This is a genomic window from Oxalobacter vibrioformis, assembly GCF_027118995.1.
In the GTDB taxonomy this organism is placed as follows: Bacteria; Pseudomonadota; Gammaproteobacteria; order Burkholderiales; family Burkholderiaceae_D; genus Oxalobacter; species Oxalobacter vibrioformis.
Window position 1 is genome coordinate 987,394 of the sequence record NZ_CP098242.1, and the last position, 19,779, is coordinate 1,007,172.

Genomic DNA, 19,779 nt, shown 5'->3' on the forward strand with positions numbered 1-19,779 from the left:
GGCCTGTGGTCATCAGTCTAGCACACCTGATCGGCTTTCAGGATTTCGTTCTTGCAATGACGCTGCTGTCCGCCCCGTCTTTTGCTCTGGCATAAACATTTGTTTATTGTAGTCACCAGCCTCAATAATTTTCTGGGATAATGATCAGCATTCCCTGTCTTTATCGGGTTATCGGCAGGATATTAATGCCTCGCGCCCCTGAATCAATGCAAAGCATGTTTTCCGCCATGAAAAACGCCAGAGAAGCAGAAAAACAGGGATAGTGCATGACGCAGACAACTTCAGTCAACGCTTCCTGCCAGCCCGCCATTCATGGCCTGACAAGCGCCGGGGTCGCCGAGAGCCGCCGGCTTCATGGCACCAATATCCTGACACCGCCACCGAAAACACCGTGGTGGAAGCAGTATCTGGAAAAATTTGAAGATCCCATCATACGCATCCTGCTGGTAGCGGCTGTTATTGCGCTTTTTGCCGGCATGATGGAAGGGCATTATGCCGAGGGCATCGGTATCATCATTGCCGTCCTTTTGGCCAGCACCCTGGGGTTTATCAACGAATATAAAGCCGGGCGTGAGTTTGACGTTTTAAATCAGGTTTCGGATGACGAACCCATCAGGGTAATCCGGGACGGACACTATACTTCTGTCCCCAAGCGTGACCTGGTGGTTGACGACATCCTTGTCCTTGAGCAAGGTGAGGAAATCCCTGCTGACGCTGAGGTATTATCTTCCGTTTCCTTTCAGATCAATGAAGCATCGCTGACCGGCGAATCAGCCCCGGTAACCAAGTGCCCACAGGAAGCGATTCAGGAAGAAAAAAACGACCTTGCCTATCCACGCTACCGGATCTTCAGGGGAACCTTTGTCTCCGACGGACATGCGCTTGCGCGAATCACAGCGGTGGGAGACCACTCGGAAATAGGACAGACTGCGCGGGCAGCAGCGGAGGAAACGGCAACAGAGACCCCGCTTAATCGCCAGCTTGCCCGTCTGAGCCAGGTCATCGGCGTTTGCGGCTTCGGCATCGCCCTGCTTATTTTTTCGGCATTGACCGTCAAAGCCGCATGGCTGGGTGAGCTGGGCGAACATATCACGGTTGAGCAGGTAACCCTCACTTCTGATACAGGACAACCGTCTGGAAAAGCCCTGACCCGAGCCCACGAGATCTACCACAACAAATATGGCGTTGCCAATAATGCGTTCTCCCTGCAATCCCGGGAAATGGATAACACAAAAGAATATTATTTGTGGTCCCCCCTCACCTATGGGCAGATTTACTTTCTGGCAGTGGCTATCCTGGCTGTACTCATTGCCATGCTTCGTATCTGGCTGCCGGTCTGTTATGACGCCGTGGAGCTGACAGGGCGGAAAAGGCCGGGAAATGCCTGGCTTGAACGTGATGATATATGGTCCTGGGTGCAAACCCTGATTGCCGGCGCTCTGGTATTTGGCGCAGGTATTGGTACCGGCATGGCTGCGGGCTGGGTACCCGCTTCGCCTTCTGCATGGCTACCGCTTTCCACAAGCATGACACTGCTTGGCTACTTTATGGTGGCTGTCACCATCATTGTCGTGGCGATTCCCGAGGGTTTACCCATGAGCGTCACGCTTTCGCTGGCTTACTCCATGCGAAAAATGACAGCGGAAAACAATCTGGTACGCCGCATGCATGCCTGCGAAACCATTGGTGCCGCTACCGTGATCTGCTCGGATAAAACCGGCACACTGACCATGAATGAAATGCGGGTATCGTCACTGGATTTTTTTGGCCTGCCGCCATCCGATATCATTCCCCAGGAAACCGAATGGCCCCGTCTTGCCGAAGCAGCAGCCGTCAACGCCACCGCCAACCTGGGAGAAGACCGCAACAGCAGGCTTCGCATTCCCCTGGGCAATCCCACAGAAGCTGCGCTTTTACTATGGCTTGAAGGTTACGGCGTTGATTACCAGCCCATTCGCAACGCCTTTGAGATGCACGGCCAGCTCACCTTTTCCACCGAACGGAAATACATGGCCACCATCGGTATCAGTGCACTTGATGGCAAAACGACACTTTATACCAAGGGCGCGCCGGAAATCATTCTGGATCACTGTGTATCGAGGCGGTTTTCCGATGGAAAAACAGTGCCGCTCAACGGCACTGACCGGGAAAATCTGCTGGCAGCACTCAAAAACGAGCAGGCCCGTGGCATGCGAACACTGGGGTTTGCATACCGTACACTGGAAAATGCCGATGCAAATCAGGAAATCTGCTCAGAGGACATCCAGGAACTCGTGGAAAAAGGCGCGTTGATATGGATGGGTTTCTTCTCAATTGCCGACCCGGTACGCGCAGATGTTCCTGACGCCATCATGGCCTGCCGGGATGCCGGGGTGAGTGTCAAGATGGTGACCGGTGACAATGAGGCTACCGCCTGTGAAATCGCTGCCCAGGCAGGCATGCTGAGACGAGGGGATATGTCACCCGGTCTTGTTGTCACCGGTGACGAATTCATGGCAATGGATGAGGCAACAGCGGAACGAACTGCGGCATCCATAAAAATCATATCCCGGGCAAAACCCCTGGCCAAGCAGCGGCTGGTCACCCTGCTTCAGAAAAAAGGGGAAGTCGTGGCTGTAACCGGGGATGGTTCCAATGACGCGCCGGCCCTGAACCATGCCGATGTCGGACTGGCAATGGGGGTGACAGGAACCGCCGTGGCCAAGGAAGCGGCAGACATCATCCTGCTCGACGATTCTTTCACCAGCATTGTAAGAGCCGTCATGTGGGGACGTTCGCTTTATGCCAATATCCAGAAATTCATCCTTTTCCAGTTGACAATCAATGTCACGGCATTGGGCGTTGCCCTGCTTGGTCCCTTTCTTGGCGTACAACTGCCACTGACTGTCACCCAGATGCTGTGGGTTAACCTGATCATGGACACCTTTGCCGCCCTCGCACTGGCGTCAGAACCGCCTGACTGGCGCGTCATGAAAAAGCCCCCCCGGAATCCCGACGCCTTTATTGTCACACCGGGTATGGCTAAATTCATCTTTACCGTAGGGGGTATTTTCCTCGTCCTGTTCCTGATCCTCATCCTGGGATTTGGCAACGGATTCCCGATGGATGCAAATACCGCAGAGGGAAGGCACAACCTGTCGATTTTCTTCAGTGTTTTTGTTTTTCTCCAGCTCTGGAACCTGTTTAACGCCCGCATGCTCGGACAAACCCGATCTGCACTGGCACAACTTTCTGACAGCAAAATGTTCCTGCTGATAGCCCTTACCATTTGTGTCGGACAAATCCTGATTACCCAGTACGGTGGTGAAATCTTCCGGACCACCCCGCTGTCGATCAGGGAGTGGTTATGGATTATTGCGGGAACATCCCCGGTACTGTGGATAGGTGAAGTCTTCCGCTGGCATCAACGCATGAGGCCGACAGCAAAAGCGTGAGGCAGGATGCCTATGGGCCGGCAGGTGTCGAATATATCGATATAAACCCCACCATTTAGCTGTTTTAAAAATTTGAGGATCAAGATTACCCCAAAAATTACCCCCATTTCCAATTCTATAGAAATAAATTCATTATTCAGCTTTTGATACGCAACTCGGTGGTTTTTATCAATTCTGTAGCCGATATACCAAGAGCAGAGGATAACGCTATTAGAGAGGTAATTGTTGGTTGACGCAAACCTCTTTCAATACGAGACACAAAAGTCCTGTCTACTCCAGCACGAAAAGCCAACTCTTCCTGAGAAATATTCAGGGCAAGCCGCTTATCACGCAATACTTCCCCAAAAATAGAAGGAATGTTCGGAGCATCAGTTATATCCATGAGGCAATATTGCTATAATTGTGACTATAGTCCACGGCCTATGGTCACGTGCCGTTAACCACACTCGAAGCGAATTGCCCATGAAATCTCTTTTGAAAATCTTCCTGATCGCTTTTTTTTCTTCAATCTCACTCTCTCATGCACAAACCCTGATTCCTCGTAGTGAGGCTAGCGATAAGGGGACGTACTATCTGCTCGCACAAAAAAAGAAGGGAAATGTCATTAATACCCTGCACAAGCGGGTAGGTGTAGATTCTGTTGGCTATACTCGTTCGGAGATCAATTGCCAAACAATGAAAATGCGGGTAATTGGCTATAGCGAACGATCCCCTGACTCTATCAAGCGACAGCCTACGGAATGGTTTGATCTGGTACCAGGATCAAGCAAAAGTGATTTGGCGAATTTTGTCTGTTTTTCCCGATAGGCGGGAAGTCAATCTCAAAGTCAAAGATCACTAAAAGGAATCAACATGATAAAAAAAACAATATTACTGACAGGAATGCTTTTTGTTCTTCTGTCATGTAGCAGTGATAATGTCGAAAAAAAAGCTGCCGCAGTAAATAAGCTGGATGAGCTTAGTATGCGAGTACTAGAAGAGCTTTTCATGGATGACCTTAAAGGAGCACTTCGCGGTATTAAATCCGCTGTTTCAAAAGAATCTGCTCAGAAAATATTTGCAATACTAGGAAACATTCCGTCCCGACAACTTGCCAAAGAATATGATGCCAATGAAGTTGCTGCAGATGAATTGTATAAAAATAAGACCTTCATCATCGATGGAAAGATTCAGTCCATAGAAAAAGACTTTACCGGAACTCCAGTTATTCGCTTAAATGGAAGCAATATGTTTCAGTATGTCCATGCGCATTTTGGAAAAGAGAGCATTGGCGAATTATCAAAATTTAAAAAAGGGCAAAACTGCCATTTCATCTGTGATGTTAGGAGCTACATAATGGGTAATGTAACTCTCGATAACTGCAAGAGTATTGACTCCTATGTAAATGATAAGAAGGGCTATATCAAATCAGCCATTGTCAGCATTCTTCGAGGTGGGAAATCTGCTGACGAAAATTTTGATATGGCTGTTAGGGTGTTTTATAGAATAACGAAACACATCCCTGAAAATAGCTCATGCAAAACTCAACTTAGTCTAAGTGATTGTGAAGATGAGCTTGATAAACTACCAAAAGACATGATAGCTAAAATAGTTGCGGATGAAAAAGCTGCGTTCGGTATAAATGAATAAAACCAGCGGCAAGTGCAGTGCGAAACGTCACTAAAAAACCGAAGCAAGCAGATAGGTATACCTTTAAATTCCGAGGGAAGCTATGACGGACAAAAATGCAGAACTGTACAAGGCGATAGACCATCTTCACAACGAACTTTATACCATTCAGCAGCAGCTTTGTCTTTTGTCTGATCTGACTGCTCGGGAACAGGTAGATGGCTTCCCCCTGACAATCAAGCCAGCTAGCCTCAGTGTAACAATGTCATGTTTTGCAGAGCAAATTCAGGCAGCAATGGATTACACGGCAGCGCTGTTTAGGTTTATTTCAACTAACCGCACGTGAATAACAAGTATACAAAAATGAAAAGGCAGGGCATCGGATTGGAGATTTTGGCAGCCGATGTTGCGAATGCTCCGCTTTCAGCCGCTGATTTTAAGCGTGCAACCAAGTGGTATGGCCTCACAACAATAGCAATGCATCTTTCTAATAAAAACTAGCGTAGAGTTGTTTTTACTTTATTTCCTCCTCGAAAACTGTCATAAATTTTTCCTAATTTTGGAGTTGGTTGGGCGTCTAATTTCGATGAAAATAAATCATAGTAAGGCCTAAAATGCTTCCTATCTATATTTTGATTCCATTTCCAATCAATTATCTCCGACTCAATATCTGCTTTTGAAGTTTTTTTTCGACAAACAGTTCTTTCTAATAAGTTGGCAAAAATCAAACTATTTATTGCTTTAGCTAAGTCCGTAATGGTGTCTAAGGCATTTTCCAAGTCTTGTTTGGTAAGCCTTAACGGCTTTTCCAAAACAGCACTGTGTATGTCAATCCCCAAATTAATAGCATTTTTAGCACCTAATTTCCCAAAGCGATGTGTGCAGCAATGCCTTAATTGACAGATTTTTTCGAATTCTTTAAAGAATTCGACCATTTCATTTTGTTTAACGTGAATTCCTAGAAATGTACTTAAACTTGACTTGACCCTATCAGCATTTGAAAAAGCTATTTCTTCTAAAAGAGCTTCTGGAAGAATACTGTTTTTATGATAAATTGCTGCGGCAAATGAAACTTGATGTGAGGCAACGATTTTCTGACAGGTTCTATCAATATTTACTGCGCCTCTAATGATCGCCCTCATATAGCTTTCAAATGCTGAGACATAACTCAGCAAAATCATTGATGCGAATTCCGAGCTCAATTCAGCTGTGTTAATCCATATTTTGTTTATTTCCCTTGTGTTTTTAATAAACAAGTCAATTGGTGAAATACCTTCATCTGTATAGTCAGAATCAAATAAATTTTGTGTTTCTAGCTTTGTCGGCAATAATTTTGCCTGCGTTATAGATGAATAGCTAAACATGAAATTAACCTTTTCAGGATAAAAACTCATCAATAAAATCATTTAAAACATCTATAATTCTATTTGTTCTTTTAGGTCCTATTCCAAAAATGGTTAAGAGTTCTGCGCTAGGGTTTTGCTTTGCCAAATAGTCTCCTATTGTATTAAATCTGCTTAGAGTTTCAGTAATTTGTTTTTTTTGCCACTTAGTTAAATCAGGAACTTCATTTATTGGTGTTTGCAAACAAGACTCAAAAGTAGATGGCGTGATCAACTGCGCACCACAAAAGTGGCAAAATTTTTGATCATCCGATATCCGTGATGTTTTGCATTTGTCACATGCTGGCAAATCTAGATGAAGAGCCTTAATTTTTTCTTTTGATAGCTCTTTGAGGCGAGTCCTTATGGGATGTTTAGTATTTTTAAATTGAAGGGCTTCAACGATTTGTCGAGGCGAATTCCCTTTTTGTTTTTGTGAAAATGCTCTTGCGTCAATTAGAGCTGCAATATGCGGTATGTATCGAGCATAAACTCGCTGTTCACCATGACTGGTTTGTATTTGTTGATAAACCAAACCTGCCTCAATAAGTAAATCAAACATTCGTTCTACGAGAGGGGTCATTTTTTCTATATCAACACCAACGACTAACTGTTTTTCTCTTCTGGGTAGAGTTTTTTCATTTGACCGTCGAACAAGTAATATCATCTCTGATAGAACAGCTTCTCCTTTACGAATAATCGTATCAAACTTGGGAACTTTCTTTGATAATGATAAGTACTCTGCTTTGCGTTGTGAAATATGGTTTTGAATAACGCTGTTAACTGCTTGACCTACCGTTCGAAAATCTCCTCTTTTATATTCCCATAGCATCGATAAAAAGGCGCGCGGAATGCCAAAAGCAGCATATTTCAAAAGATCAACGACATCGGACGAAATACTTTCTAATCCTGAAATTCTTTTATAGGCGATGCCCTCCATAACCTCACTGTAATTATCTGAATCAACAGGATGCCAAACGTTAATAGCAAGGGAATCTTGCCCCACATGAAAACGGGGACTATATTCTGTTGTACCCGGATATACTGAGACTTTAGGAGCAATGGTCTTACTCCTAATTGCTCTGACGATATCTAAAAAGATTAACAAATTATCAGGTGTAAGCGTCATTGCTGCGTCATCCAGCAGTAAGACTGAAAATCGAGTACCTGTATATGAACAAATTTCGTCAATTATTGCTTGAGCAACTGAAATATGAAGGCTTAGTGATATCGCTTCGAGTTTTTTTGTAAGCGTTTGATTTCTCTCTAATTTCCCAAATAAATCAACTAACGCATCCTTGGATATATCCCATCTTGCATATAAAGAGTCTAATTGCTCGCTAGAAATACCCCACGCAAGCGCTGATTCGTAAGCTCCAGCCAATATGAGAGAGATAACCCACGTATGAAATAAATCTGCAGCATTTGTATGCTTGACTCGTAGGGGCTCTAACCAGAAATAACGATTAAAAGACACGTATATCGCAAATGGCCTCCCTTTTTCTGTTTTACATGTTGCCCATGCATATCGCATTAGGTGAGTTTTACCACACCCCCGTGGCCCAACAAGTGATCGCAAACTATTATTGGTCAACTCCTTAAGAGCATTTTGAAAATACTCACCTTCTGGAAAGGTGCCAGTCAATATCTCGTCAATTGAGAGATTATCCGCACGTTGTTCAAGGACCTCCCTTATGTCGATGTCATTTGTATTCATTGAGATCTAGAGGAAAATTTAACAAGTCACTTTTTGCAATATGTAGTGCACTCACGCCTCGAGCGGCTGACCGTATCCAGTGTCGCCCCTTAATAGAGGATAAGGCTTGATAAACCTTTTGAGAAAATTCTTTTTGTACTCGGATAAGAAAAATACAGTCAGTAATCAAAGCCTCTCCCTGTCGAACATAACATATTTTTTTATCCAAATTCCTTCCGACTCTTGCCAATAAGATATCGCCCGGTACCGTAGTCAGATACGATGGGGGGTTAAGTAGAGAATTTTTAATATTGAATTTTGTTGGAATATTGAATGATTCGGATTTAAATTCAGGGAAATCACTAATATGGAAAGCTGGTGTGGGCATCAATCGTCGTTCTGCTGATGAAATTTTTCCACGGTAAATTTTTGGATTAAGGCTGCTTAGTGTTTGGCCTGCTAGTTCAGCGCTTCGTTTTATTAGATTAAAAGAAAAGTCCAGCCTTTCTACCGCATCCTCAGGATTAACATAAATCGGGGCACTTACAATCCCGTTATAAAACATCTCCTTTAACTCTATATTTCCGTTACTAGCTCCATTCTTTACAAGGGTGAGAATAAAAGCTTGCGCATCTGTTTTCGCAAAGGCATTCCTTGGAAGTTTAACTACAGAATTGATGCAATGACTTTCTACAAGTTTTTTTCTCAGCTTCTTGTATCTTTTCCCGGTAATTAATCCATCTGGAACAATAATTCCAATATGACCAGCGTTGCGAACTACCCGCAAATTTTGAGCTAAAAATAATAGGTCCGACGTAACATCCTTATGCGTAGCAACACAATCATTTAACCCAGCATCCTCAAGTAAATTTCCGAATCCTTCTCGCCAGTCCGGTTTTGTAAAAGGAGGATTGCATACTCCGACGTCAACCAACCCCATTTTTTTTATTAGATGTGGCAACTCAGGGTCTAACGCATCATGTTTTAAATGAAGTCTATGAGTCATCTGTTTAGAAGTCGAAAATGGTATTACTGTGTCTTCTATGTCTACAGTTACAATTTCAACACTACCCCATAACTGACTAGCTGCAACAGATAAAGCACCTCCACCTGAGCCTAAATCTAGAATTCGAGTAGGATTAGCGAGAGATAATTGTTCAACTAGAATTTCACTTGCCAAATTATTTGTATAATAACGCCCTAAAGGATCGCTTCCTGAGGTACGTTGCTTGGCATTCGATATCATTCCGCTGTGCTGGCTCATTGATGGAGATGAATTTCTAAGGAAATAAACTTTGTATAAAACAAGTTAGATAAATGAGGCGCATTTTTTGGTTATCCAATATGATGGAAACCATGACTGATAATTATATTGCATCTGACGTATATATATTCCAAAAGTGTAGATGAAAAAAACTTAGTCTCGCCCATTATCAGGGATATAAATATGTACAACGTGCGCTGGGGCCATGCCCTGTTTACTTACTTCAGTTAATTTATGTGACTGCACAGGTTTCCCATACCCACGATCAAGAATAGCCAGTGCGGCTTGTAAGCGAACTTGTTCACTTTTGGCATTCAGCATGAGAGTTTCCATCACTTGCAACGCCACTGGTGCTTTTGTCTTACACGCCGTAATTAGTTCAAGTTCCTCTCCTGTTTTTTTGGGGCGACCACTTGGATTGCCACTTTGACCTGGCTGAAAAGGACGTCCTACAACGAGTTTTCCGCCTGTTTCATTGCTGTTCGCAGCAGTGATTTCGTTATTCTTGTTTTCACTCATTTTTATGCTCTGTATTTGAAAAATATATTTGAATTTGTGAGGATGCCCGTACTGGCACAGGCCAGTTGCTACTGGCTATTGCGCTAATGCTGCTAATACCACTTGTGCTGCGTTAGCCGTATTAGCAGTAGCAAAGGTAGCAACCTGTAATTTTTTTGCGTTAAACGGCCCTATACGCCCAGCAATTCAGGGTTTAGCTCGATAAAGCTCCTTCCACTATCAGAGATGCGCCGAATTCGCCCAAGTGCCTCCAGCTCTTGCATAACTGCGGTGTATTCAGCGGTCCTCCTTAAACTAGGAGGGCCTTTCTGCTGCAAATCTTTTATTGGAATGCAATTCGTACCGTTTTCCCGACAACGCCCCAAAATCCACTCCTCAAGAACAAGCGCTTGGGATTGTTTTTCCGAGGGCATATCTTCTGAGAAAAGCCGCCTTGCTTCAGACAGATGCCACTCAACAAGTATTCCAGCTTGTTTAACGGTCACCAATTTAATCTCTCCATCAAAGCCATATTCGAAAACATGAAGTATCGCTGCGACTCTCGCCACATTTTCTGCAACACGGTTTGCCACATCGCGAATTTCTGAATATTTACCCCCCTCTTTCAACCCCACCTCTATTTTGTTGTATAGCTTGATCCATTCAGGTTTTGCCTCTGTGGAAAGTGAAATGGCCTTGGGGAAGAGAAGACCATTTTCATCAAACGGAAGCGACATATTCAGTATTTCTGTCATGCGAACAGTAAAAACATCCATCGCAGGAAATTCATCAGGAAGTTCGATATAGCGTCTGCTACCCTGTGTTGATTCAGGTTTCGCAACCAAGAATCTTGCGAGAAAACCAATGCCACGCGCTAATATTCCTGAATCCGTCAAAAATTTTTGAATAACAACAGATTGACACTGCAAACCCATACTGAATCGGGCGCTTTTAATCATGATGGAATCGGATGTTTTACGATCAATAGAAAAAGGAATGCCATCCCATAGCTGGTTCAGCAAAGACAAGAAGCGAGTGATGCTGTCCTTGTTCATTCCATGAGAGCCAAATATTGCCCCAGCCTCTGATGATATGATTCCTCCTGACGGCCAGCCCTTGGCCAATTCATGAGCCAATGCCTCGGGCGTAATATCTGCATAAATAAAACGGGGAATCTTTAAAGTAGTAGCATTTTTTCCATGATGCGCTTTTTCATATTCACGAATGGCCTTCATGAAAAAACGATCACAGGTTGTCTTTCTTTCTCCTGTCTCAGCTATTGTCAGGAAAAAGCAGCTTGAGGGGCTTTCAAGTTTATTGCCTCTTTGCACATCAACAAGCCCCTGAACGACAAGAGAAATACTCGAAAGAGCTGATGATGCAACCATTGCCAAAGGCGCTTGAGTGAAGTGCTGAACCTCTTCAACGGCAGCACGTATCTTTTTTGGCAATGCATGTATAGGATACGGGAGCCCTTTTGTTTTTGAAACAATTGGCTTCAGGGGTGGCCATGAATCATTGCCCGTATTGTTTCGCGGCGAATTCGCAAACTCCTTCCCCAGCCTGATTGTTTCTTCCCGCCTACTGCGGATTGCTTGCAGCGTCCTGTTCAGGTATTTATCATCTTTGATCGCTTTTTCTCTTTTACCGAGGGCAGACTGACGAAATAGCCGTCGGCACTGTGCATTAGAGGGTGAATAAAGAGCAAGCATCGACATAAGCGCCATGTCGGCTTCAGACTGCGATGGATAGTCCAAGTTTTGCAAGCCCCCCTCCCAGAGCAGGACAAATTTTTCACTATTGGAAGCTTTATGCAATTTTTGCAGAATGGCGTCATCCGATTCCTCTTCTGGAAACTCTTTCAGTTCCAAAAGTGAAAATTTGTTTTGTCCAATCTCGCTCACCAACATGTCTATGAGGTCTTGCCGATTTTCGATGGGTTTGTCGAGATACACGTTTCCGGTACATATGATGAATCTCTCCTGTGAGTAAACCTCAACACCATCCCGGCGACGACCGGCACCAATGTTGCCGCGAACCCAAATGTGGAATCCTTTTCCTGATAATGATCTTTCTGTATAGCTGTCAAAGGCATCAATGATTCTTTGATAACGCTCCAGCTCTTCAGGTGTTGTCCATGCATCAGGAGTATCGGGTGCGTTTTCAGCATCTTTTACGTCCAAGTCAATGCACGTGTAGGGATCACTTGCTGTAAGGACAAAGCCGAGTCCATAGCCTGTTGATAAAGCTTTGTCGTGAGCTGTTTCAAATCCCATCCAGTTTGATGGGTCTGTGACGGATGCATAAATGTTTTTATGCGCATAAGGGGCCTTGTCCGGGCCAGCAAGACACCACTGCTGTAAGCGGCGAATTTCCTGAGGCAAATTGGAGAAAAGGGTGAGATTATGTGTTTTCTTGGTATTCATATCCGTACCCTTTATATTGATTGAATAAGGGCACGAATATCTTCAACACGCCAAGCCGTTGTGCGAGGGCCAAGTTTAACTGGCTTAGGATATTTTCCACTTTTAATTCCTTCCCACCATGAGGTACTACTGACGGGAATAATTGCAGGAATTGGTGGATTAGCTTTTGGATTACCAATAATTTGCGAAAGACGCACATAGCCTTCCGCTGGCAATTGATTTATAGATGTCATAGAAGTACCCCTGAAAAATTAGTAATTCAATGACACTTTGTCGTATCGCGCTAAATCTTAAAATTAGCTTAAGCTGCGTATAAATATTTATAAGCTGCGTATGTATGTTTTTATCTTCGCTTTGGCCTACCACCTCTTCTTGCCGCCTCTGGAATAATTAGCATGCCGTCTTTATCAGCCTTTCTCAACCACCCCTTTATTGTTTCCTTTTTTAAATCGGCCACATGGGCTGGCCAAGTAGCATCGTCCATACGAAAGATATTTTCAATTTCATCAACCACAAAACCAATTCGTTTAGATTTGTCTGCACCCCATATTTCAGCAGCCCGCTGAAAAGCATAGCGTTTGGCCTTCTCGTAATCTTTTTGGTGCCGACCAATACCAAGTTCGAGCGCTAACGCTCTCGCCTCCCTAGCAAGCAAAGGGGTAACTTTTGTGAGAACAGACAGCAACGTCAGCCCATTTATCTCCTCTAGCTCATAAAAGAACTTAGCCTTTCTTTCACGTAAACTATACGCAACTTCCTCGGGATGCATTAACCCCTCTTCAACTTCTTTTTGTACCTGCTGATCCAGCATGGTTAAAGCGTCAACGATCTTTTTTGCTGTTTTTTCTGCAACAGTATTTTTCTCTGCCGCCCAGTCTACAAAAAATGAAAGCGAGGTATCTCGATACTCCTCCTTGTTTCGTAAACGTTTGTGCTCAACTGCGGCAACAGAAAGCACAACAGGCATATCAAATTTAGGTTTTCTTTCGCTCATGTCCTCCCTCCACCTTCAACTCATCCAGATAATCTGCCCATCGTTGCATCATCCTCTTACGCTCTGGCAAATGTGCTGTACGGTTATATGCACGGCCATTAGGGTCCTTGACAACATGTGCCAACTGATGCTCAATCAAGTCTGGCCGTTCGCCTAAAATTTCATCTAAAATGGTCCTTGCCATAGCTCGAAAGCCATGCGCTGTCATTTCATCTTTGCTAATCCCCATACGCCGAAAAGCGGCATTGATTGTGTTATCACTCATTGAGCGCTCTCCCGTTCTTTCGCTAGATAGCGTCTACTTGAGTATGGTTAACGCATTCAACCAAAGGGCGATACAGCGCACCTGCACAGCGGCAGCAAATGTCGCGAGATTTTTTGCGTATCTTGTGGCAATACCCCGCCAGCGTTTGAGATAAAGAAAGACATTTTCCACCAGGTGACGCTTCTGATAAATCTGCCGATCGTAGCTTCTTTTCTCCTTGCGATTTCTTTTCGGGGGTATGACCGGTATGATGTTGCGGGATTTTGCATGGTCAAGAATGGCGTTTGAATCATAACCCCGATCCGCCACCAGATGGCGAGGGGATATCCCATCCATTAACCGTGAAGCCTGCGTACAATCTGCAACGGTACCCGATGTGACAAGACATCTGACCGGCATACCATTCGCATCCACGGCCAGATGTATTTTTGAGTTGAGCCCCCTTTTGTGCGCCCCATGCCCTGGTTGCCTCCTCTTGCCCCCGCCGCGTGCGGGTGAATCTTGATGTGACTTGCATCTATCAGAAGCCATTCAAAATCAGGCTCATCTATCAGGATTTCCAGCAGGCGCTCCCATATGCCCTTGTCGCGCCAGCGGATGAAGCGCTGGTGAACGCTCCCCCATTTTCCGTACTCCGGCAAAAGATCACGCCAGGGGGCGCCTGTGCGTAATATCCAGAATACAGCATTAATGAAGGTGCGGTTATCTTTGGCTATCCTGCCCCATTGACCAGGCTGTCCTGGAAGGTGGGGCTCAAGTAAAGCCCAGGCCTGGTCGGATATGTCGTGGCGTCTGTACGCTGGTCTCATGGAATCTCCTGTTAAAGGGTGGTCTTCCTATAATGATCATCGCTTCATAACATCTGCCATCTGGCAAACAGAGGGAGTTTTATCTCTTATATCTCATGTAGACACTATCTAGGGAAAACATATTTGCCATGTCCAGTCAGAGGATGGAGTTCCTGCAAGATCGTAACAGCCTGTTTTGATAATGGAACGATATGAGGCGTATTGGTTTTTGTTGCTATATAGCGCCATTCTGCCCTTCCCAGATCAATGTCTGACCAAAGTGCTTTTCTTAATTCGCCAGGACGGACAAAAACATAGGGCGCTATCCTCATAGCACAAGCAACAATATATGAGCCTGTATAACCATCAATCATCCGCAATAACTGTCCTACTTTTTCAGGCTCTGTAATAGCCGCAAGATGTTTGGTTTTGAACGGTTTCAGTGCGCCACGTAAAGCTGTTATCGGATCATACGTTGCTCTACCTGTCGCTATAGCATAACGCTGAATTTGACCACATATACCTCTTACTCGATGGGCAGTTTCAAGAATACCTCTATCTTCCAGTTTCCGGAAAACAGCAAGGTAATCAGGCGCAGTCATATCAATAATAGGCTTTGTTCCAATCCAAGGAAAAACATCTTTTTCAAGGCGGCTCAAGATGTTTTTTAAAGTTCTCTCTTCCAAAGCACTGCTTTGCTTTTCATACCACTCACGAGCAATCACTTCGAAGCTGTTTGCGGCTTGTTCCTTTTGGAGTGCCTTCTGTGCCTTTTTCGCAGCAACAGGATCACCGCCCTTTGCTCTCAGTTTACGAACCTCCTCACGATGCTGCCTCGCCTGCTCAAGCGAAATATCAGGATACTTTCCAAACGAAAGCACATTCTCTTTACCGTTGGCGCCCCTGATTTTCATATGCCATAGCTTGCTGCCATGAGGATAAACCGATAGGTACAAACCGCCTCCATCGAACATCCTATACAGCCTCTCCTTAGGCTTTGCATTCTTTACCTGCATAGGGGATAAGGGCTTGATGATTTTCGCCACAACACATCCTTTTGGGGGTAATGATTTTTTATAAGGGTAATTTATTCAAAATATTACCCTTATACTCAAAGGATGTAAACGAACGCCACCGGACAAATAAAAACAGAAAACCCGCTAAAATACAATGTTTTATACGGGTTAACGAACAGCGCCGGTCTTTATTGAAGAAACTGCTGGCCTCGCCGGCAGGAATCGAACCTGCATCCCACGCTTAGGAGGCGTGTGCACTATCCATTGTGCTACGGCGAGTCCTTAAGACTGTACTCTGCGGCGTCATTGTACCGCAACGGAACGCTTCAGACGAGGGAGAATAAGTGATTACTGTGTCAAACAGGATCACTTGTTAAAATAGCCTGAAATTTCCACCACCTGAATTATTTGTTCTCTTATGGCGCTCATCTCGTTTACCAATGCCCAACTGGCTTTCGGCCACTTTCCCATGCTGGACCATGCTGATTTCACGCTTGAGCCTGGTGAGCGCGTGGGCCTGATCGGCCGTAATGGCACGGGCAAGTCCTCCCTGCTCCAGGTCTTGGCCGGAAAAAGCCTTCTGGATGATGGGCTTTTTTCCGTACAGCAGGGTTTGAGAATTGCCTATGTTGAACAGGAGCCCCTGTTTTCTCCCGACCTGTCCGTTTTTGAAGCGGTTGCCTCGGGGCTGTCTGATATCCAGTCCATGCTGGCCGAATATGAAACACTGACGGCCCAACTGGGAGAACGCCATGACGACGCCATTCTGGACAAGATGCATGAGCTCCAGGGAAAGCTGGATGCCAGCAATGCCTGGAACCTGGAAAACCAGGTTGAAACCATACTCCAGCAACTCGGGCTGGAAAAAAATGACGTCATGGGAACGCTTTCCGGCGGCATGCAGAAAAGAGTCGCGCTGGCACATGGCCTGGTCACTGCACCGGATGTTTTATTACTGGACGAACCGACCAACCATCTCGATTTTGAATCCATCCTGTGGCTTGAATCTCTCCTGAATGACTTCAGGGGAAGTATTGTTTTTATCACCCACGATCGCCAGTTTCTCGATAACGTGGCAACCCGTATTATTGAGCTCGACAGGGGAAGGCTCCTTTCCTATCCGGGCAACTTTTCCGCTTACAAAACCCGAAAAGCCGAACAACTGGCCGTGGAGGAAGTGGAAAATGCCAAATTCGACAAATTCCTGGCACAGGAAGAAGTCTGGATCAGGAAAGGTATTCAGGCCAGACGAACCCGGAATGAAGGGCGTGTCAGGCGATTGCAGGATCTGCGCGCAACGCGTGTCGCACGGCGCGACCAGCAGGGACAGGTACGCATGGATGTGTCAGCCGGTGAGCGTTCCGGAAGAATGGTTGCCGAACTGGAGCATATTGCCAAAAGCTACGGTGACAAAGTGATTGTTCGTGATTTTTCAGACACAATCCTTCGTGGCGACAAGGTCGGACTGATCGGGCCCAATGGCGTGGGAAAAACGACACTGTTACGCATGATCTTAGGGGAAGAAGCCCCTGATGAGGGCAGTATCCGGCAAGGGGCCAATCTGCAGATCGCGTATTTTGACCAGATGCGGGCGCAGTTAAACGATGAAGCCAGTCTCGTCGATACCATATCGCCCGGCAGTGAATGGATTGAAATCGGGGGCCAGAAAAAGCATGTCATGAGCTATCTGGGTGATTTCCTTTTCACACCGGAACGTGCCCGTTCACCGGTCAAGTCGCTTTCCGGCGGAGAGCGAAACCGCCTGCTCTTGGCCCGGCTCTTTGCCCGCCCGGCCAATGTGCTGGTACTGGACGAGCCGACCAATGATCTGGATATTGATACGCTGGAGCTGCTGGAAGAACTCCTGCAGGATTACAATGGCACGGTTTTTCTGGTCAGCCATGACCGCACCTTCATTGATAATGTGGTCACTCAGGTGATTGCAGCTGAAGGCAATGGCATCTGGCGGGAATACCCGGGCGGATACAGCGATTGGGAACGGATGCGCCCCAAACCCGATACGTCTGTTGACAACAGGACATCCACAAAAAGCCAGCCATCTTCTCCCAAAAAAGACCCATCGGCTCCTGCACGACGTAAAAAACTGAGTTACAAGGATCAGCGGGAACTGGATGAACTCCCCGACCGGATCGCGGCGCTGGAAGAAGAACAGCAGGCAATTGCTGTCAGACTCTCAGATCCGGATCTGTATAAAAACGACAGGGAGGAAAGTGTACAGCTCAATCAGCGTTTTACGGAAATTGAGGATGAGCTGATGGCCTGCATGACGCGTTGGGAAGCCATTGAGGCAAGCCTCAAGGAATAGTGCGGGGATTACGACGCAATGCGTTTAAAGTCACGCGGCCTGAAACCCATGGCCAAAAGCGCGCCGAAATAAACCACCCCGCACAGCGTCATCACACCGGCAAGCACTCCTGCCCGATATAACGGTGTCGACTGCATGCCGGTCCAGTCAAAGTAAGAAGCGGCCCAGAGTGCGACACCCGCCAGCAAAAATAACGCGCCTGCCAGCTTGGTCAGAAACATCAGCCAGCCGGCCACCGGGGTATAAATGCCGCGCCGCCTTAACCCGATGTACAGGCAAACGGCATTGACACAGGCGCCCAACCCGATGGCCAGTGCCAGGCCGGCATGCGCAATCCAGGGCACAAAGACCAGGTTCATGAGCTGCGTAATAATCAGGACCACAACGGCAATTTTGACCGGCGTCCTGATATCCTGCTTGGCATAAAATCCGGGAGCCAGAATTCTGACCAGAATCAGCCCGATGAGTCCCACCCCATAGGCCACAAGCGCGTTGGATGTCATGGAGACATCCTGCACATTGAATTTGCCGTAATGAAAAAGCGTGGTCGTAAAAGGCTCCGGCAGGGTCATCAGAAAAACAGCGGCCGGCATGGCAAGAAGAAATGTCAGCCTTAACCCCCAATCCAGCAGGGCGGAATACTCTTCCGTATCCTGTTTTGCGTGGGCCCGCGAAAGGCTCGGCAAGAGGATCGTCCCCAGTGCGACACCCAACAGTGCGTTGGGAAATTCCATCAGCCTGTCCGCATAGGAAAGCCAGGAAACGCTGCCATTGGGCAGATGGGAGGCGATATTGGTATTGATCATCAGGCTGATCTGCGCCACCGATACCGCAAATGTGGCCGGAATCATCTGGCTGATGACTCTTCTGACGCCTTCATTGCGAAAGACGGCAAAAACCCGGAAAGAAATCCGGGGAAGCATATTGATTTTCTTCAGCGCCGGAATCTGGATAAGCAACTGGAGCAACCCGCCGACAAAAACCGCAAAAGCCAGTGCATAAACCGGCTGGTCCATATGCGGCGCAACAAAAAGCGACGCAACAATAAAAGACACATTCAAAAGAACCGGGGTAAAAGCCGGTATCCGGAATTCACGCCAGGTATTCAAAATGCCGCCTGCCAGCGCAACCAGTGACATGAACAGGATGTACGGAAACATGATGCGCGTCATGACAACCGATGATTGGAAAACGGCCGGATTATCATCAAATCCTGTCGCAATCAGGAACACAACCGTCGGGGCAGTGATGACGCCTATCACCGTTACTATCATCAATGCCCAAAAAAGTGCCGAAGCAACTTTGTTTACCAGTTCACGGGTAGCATCGGCTCCCTTCTGGTTGGTATATTCAGCAAGAATAGGGACAAAAGCCTGGGAAAAAGCGCCTTCGGCAAAAAGCCTTCTTAACAGATTGGGAATGCGGAATGCCACAAAAAATGCATCTGTAAAACCCGATGCACCAAAAGCACGCGCAATCAGCAATTCGCGTATCAGGCCGGTGATACGCGAAAGCATGGTCATGCCAGAGATGGTAAAAAGGGTTTTCAACAGGTTCATGGACAGGCATTATAGACCCACACGTGTCCGATTCATCGTCAAAGCCGCTTTGCCGGCCAAAAAATTGCCTTTGCGCCGCGAAAATAAATTTGTCACCAGGCTTTGACTGGAATTCCAACTCGCTGTATAATCAGCAGTTTTCCAGATTCACCCTGATATTTTTCAGGCTTTTTACAATTTAACAATTCAGATGGAGTTTCCATGTACGCGGTCATAAAAACCGGCGGCAAACAATACAAGGTTGTTGCCGGCAAAAAATATAAAGTAGAACAGATACCGGCAGACATTGGATCCGAAATCACTATCGATCAGGTTCTTGCAGTTGGTGAAGGCGAAAGTATCCGCTTTGGCACACCATTGGTCGACGGTGCGACGGTTCAAGCTACGGTAGTGACGCAAGGGCGTCATCCTAAAGTCACAATTTTCAAGATGCGTCGTCGCAAGCATTACCAGAAGCGCCAGGGCCATCGTCAAAACTACACCGAACTGCAAATCGTTTCCATCAACGCCTAACCAGCGGTTG

At 46.1% G+C, this 19,779-nt stretch carries 17 protein-coding genes, 1 tRNA gene and 1 pseudogene; 6 read left to right on the plus strand and 13 right to left on the minus strand.

The features are described 5' to 3' along the window. The first annotated feature begins 266 nt into the window (after positions 1-266). Positions 267-3,434: a calcium-translocating P-type ATPase, PMCA-type gene (locus tag NB640_RS04945; RefSeq protein WP_269310072.1), complete on the plus strand. Its 3,168-nt coding sequence runs from the start codon at positions 267-269 to the stop codon at positions 3,432-3,434. A 136-nt stretch (positions 3,435-3,570) separates the two neighbouring features. On the opposite strand, the gene NB640_RS04950 is transcribed toward NB640_RS04945, so the two are convergent. Continuing rightward, positions 3,571-3,816 carry a helix-turn-helix domain-containing protein gene (locus NB640_RS04950; protein WP_269310073.1) on the minus strand — a complete coding sequence of 82 codons (246 nt, stop codon included), beginning with the start codon at positions 3,814-3,816 and terminating at the stop codon, positions 3,571-3,573. Positions 3,817-3,896: 80 nt separating this feature from the next. Between NB640_RS04950 and NB640_RS04955 the strand changes: the two genes are divergently transcribed. The 3 genes from NB640_RS04955 to NB640_RS04965 all read left to right on the plus strand — a co-directional run bounded on the left by NB640_RS04955 (position 3,897) and on the right by NB640_RS04965 (position 5,388). Continuing rightward, the gene (locus NB640_RS04955; protein WP_269310075.1) at positions 3,897-4,241 is read left to right on the plus strand and encodes a hypothetical protein; all 345 of its coding nucleotides are present in this window, start codon (positions 3,897-3,899) and stop codon (positions 4,239-4,241) included. A gap of 45 nt (positions 4,242-4,286) precedes the next feature. Continuing rightward, a complete protein-coding gene (locus tag NB640_RS04960) occupies positions 4,287-5,063 on the plus strand; it encodes an OB-fold protein (protein ID WP_269310077.1) in 777 nt (258 codons plus the stop codon). 82 nt (positions 5,064-5,145) lie between these two features. Next, positions 5,146-5,388: a hypothetical protein gene (locus NB640_RS04965; RefSeq protein ID WP_269310079.1), complete on the plus strand. Its 243-nt coding sequence runs from the start codon at positions 5,146-5,148 to the stop codon at positions 5,386-5,388. 151 nt (positions 5,389-5,539) lie between these two features. On the opposite strand, the gene NB640_RS04970 is transcribed toward NB640_RS04965, so the two are convergent. The 11 genes and pseudogenes from NB640_RS04970 to NB640_RS05025 form a co-directional block, all read right to left on the minus strand. Continuing rightward, on the minus strand, positions 5,540-6,436 hold the full coding sequence (locus NB640_RS04970; protein WP_269310080.1) for a hypothetical protein: 897 nt from the start codon (positions 6,434-6,436) through the stop codon (positions 5,540-5,542). Continuing rightward, positions 6,420-8,141 carry an ORC-CDC6 family AAA ATPase gene (locus NB640_RS04975; protein WP_269310082.1) on the minus strand — a complete coding sequence of 574 codons (1,722 nt, stop codon included), beginning with the start codon at positions 8,139-8,141 and terminating at the stop codon, positions 6,420-6,422. The genes NB640_RS04970 and NB640_RS04975 overlap by 17 nt, the downstream gene beginning before the upstream one ends. After that, positions 8,128-9,384, minus strand: coding sequence for an N-6 DNA methylase (locus tag NB640_RS04980; protein WP_269310083.1), 1,257 nt, complete (start codon positions 9,382-9,384; stop codon positions 8,128-8,130). Before NB640_RS04980 ends, NB640_RS04975 begins: the two co-directional genes overlap by 14 nt. A 153-nt stretch (positions 9,385-9,537) precedes the next feature. Next, positions 9,538-9,903, minus strand: a complete 366-nt coding sequence (locus NB640_RS04985) for a DUF5681 domain-containing protein (protein ID WP_269310084.1) — start codon at positions 9,901-9,903, stop codon at positions 9,538-9,540. A gap of 170 nt (positions 9,904-10,073) precedes the next feature. After that, the gene (locus NB640_RS04990; RefSeq protein ID WP_269310086.1) at positions 10,074-12,308 is read right to left on the minus strand and encodes a phage NrS-1 polymerase family protein; all 2,235 of its coding nucleotides are present in this window, start codon (positions 12,306-12,308) and stop codon (positions 10,074-10,076) included. Between the two features lie 11 nt (positions 12,309-12,319). Next, on the minus strand, positions 12,320-12,541 hold the full coding sequence (locus NB640_RS04995; protein WP_269310087.1) for a helix-turn-helix transcriptional regulator: 222 nt from the start codon (positions 12,539-12,541) through the stop codon (positions 12,320-12,322). A 110-nt stretch (positions 12,542-12,651) separates the two neighbouring features. Further along, the gene (locus NB640_RS05000) at positions 12,652-13,302 is read right to left on the minus strand and encodes a hypothetical protein (RefSeq protein ID WP_269310088.1); all 651 of its coding nucleotides are present in this window, start codon (positions 13,300-13,302) and stop codon (positions 12,652-12,654) included. Beyond that, positions 13,283-13,591: pseudogene (locus NB640_RS05005) on the minus strand (tyrosine-type recombinase/integrase); the annotation flags it as partial. The gene NB640_RS05000 and the pseudogene NB640_RS05005, both read right to left, overlap by 20 nt. A 9-nt stretch (positions 13,592-13,600) precedes the next feature. Beyond that, positions 13,601-14,376 (minus strand): IS5 family transposase gene (locus NB640_RS13030; protein WP_408637931.1). Its coding sequence is split into 2 segments (ribosomal slippage): positions 13,601-14,004 and positions 14,004-14,376, totalling 777 coding nucleotides; the frame shifts between segments, so codons are not numbered across the junction. A 104-nt stretch (positions 14,377-14,480) separates the two neighbouring features. Then, positions 14,481-15,401, minus strand: a complete 921-nt coding sequence (locus NB640_RS05020; RefSeq protein WP_269310089.1) for a tyrosine-type recombinase/integrase — start codon at positions 15,399-15,401, stop codon at positions 14,481-14,483. Between the two features lie 174 nt (positions 15,402-15,575). Further along, a tRNA-Arg gene (locus NB640_RS05025) sits at positions 15,576-15,650 on the minus strand. Between the two features lie 139 nt (positions 15,651-15,789). Here NB640_RS05025 and NB640_RS05030 point away from each other — a divergent pair. Next, positions 15,790-17,697, plus strand: coding sequence for an ATP-binding cassette domain-containing protein (locus tag NB640_RS05030; RefSeq protein ID WP_269310090.1), 1,908 nt, complete (start codon positions 15,790-15,792; stop codon positions 17,695-17,697). A gap of 8 nt (positions 17,698-17,705) precedes the next feature. Here the strand turns inward: NB640_RS05030 and murJ are convergent, their stop codons facing one another. Further along, on the minus strand, positions 17,706-19,256 hold the full coding sequence (gene murJ, locus NB640_RS05035; protein ID WP_269310092.1) for a murein biosynthesis integral membrane protein MurJ: 1,551 nt from the start codon (positions 19,254-19,256) through the stop codon (positions 17,706-17,708). Between the two features lie 201 nt (positions 19,257-19,457). Here murJ and rplU point away from each other — a divergent pair, with 201 nt between their 5' ends. Beyond that, positions 19,458-19,769 (plus strand): 50S ribosomal protein L21, encoded by a 312-nt coding sequence (gene rplU, locus NB640_RS05040; RefSeq protein ID WP_269310094.1) that lies wholly within the window; start codon positions 19,458-19,460, stop codon positions 19,767-19,769. Positions 19,770-19,779: the final 10 nt, after the last annotated feature.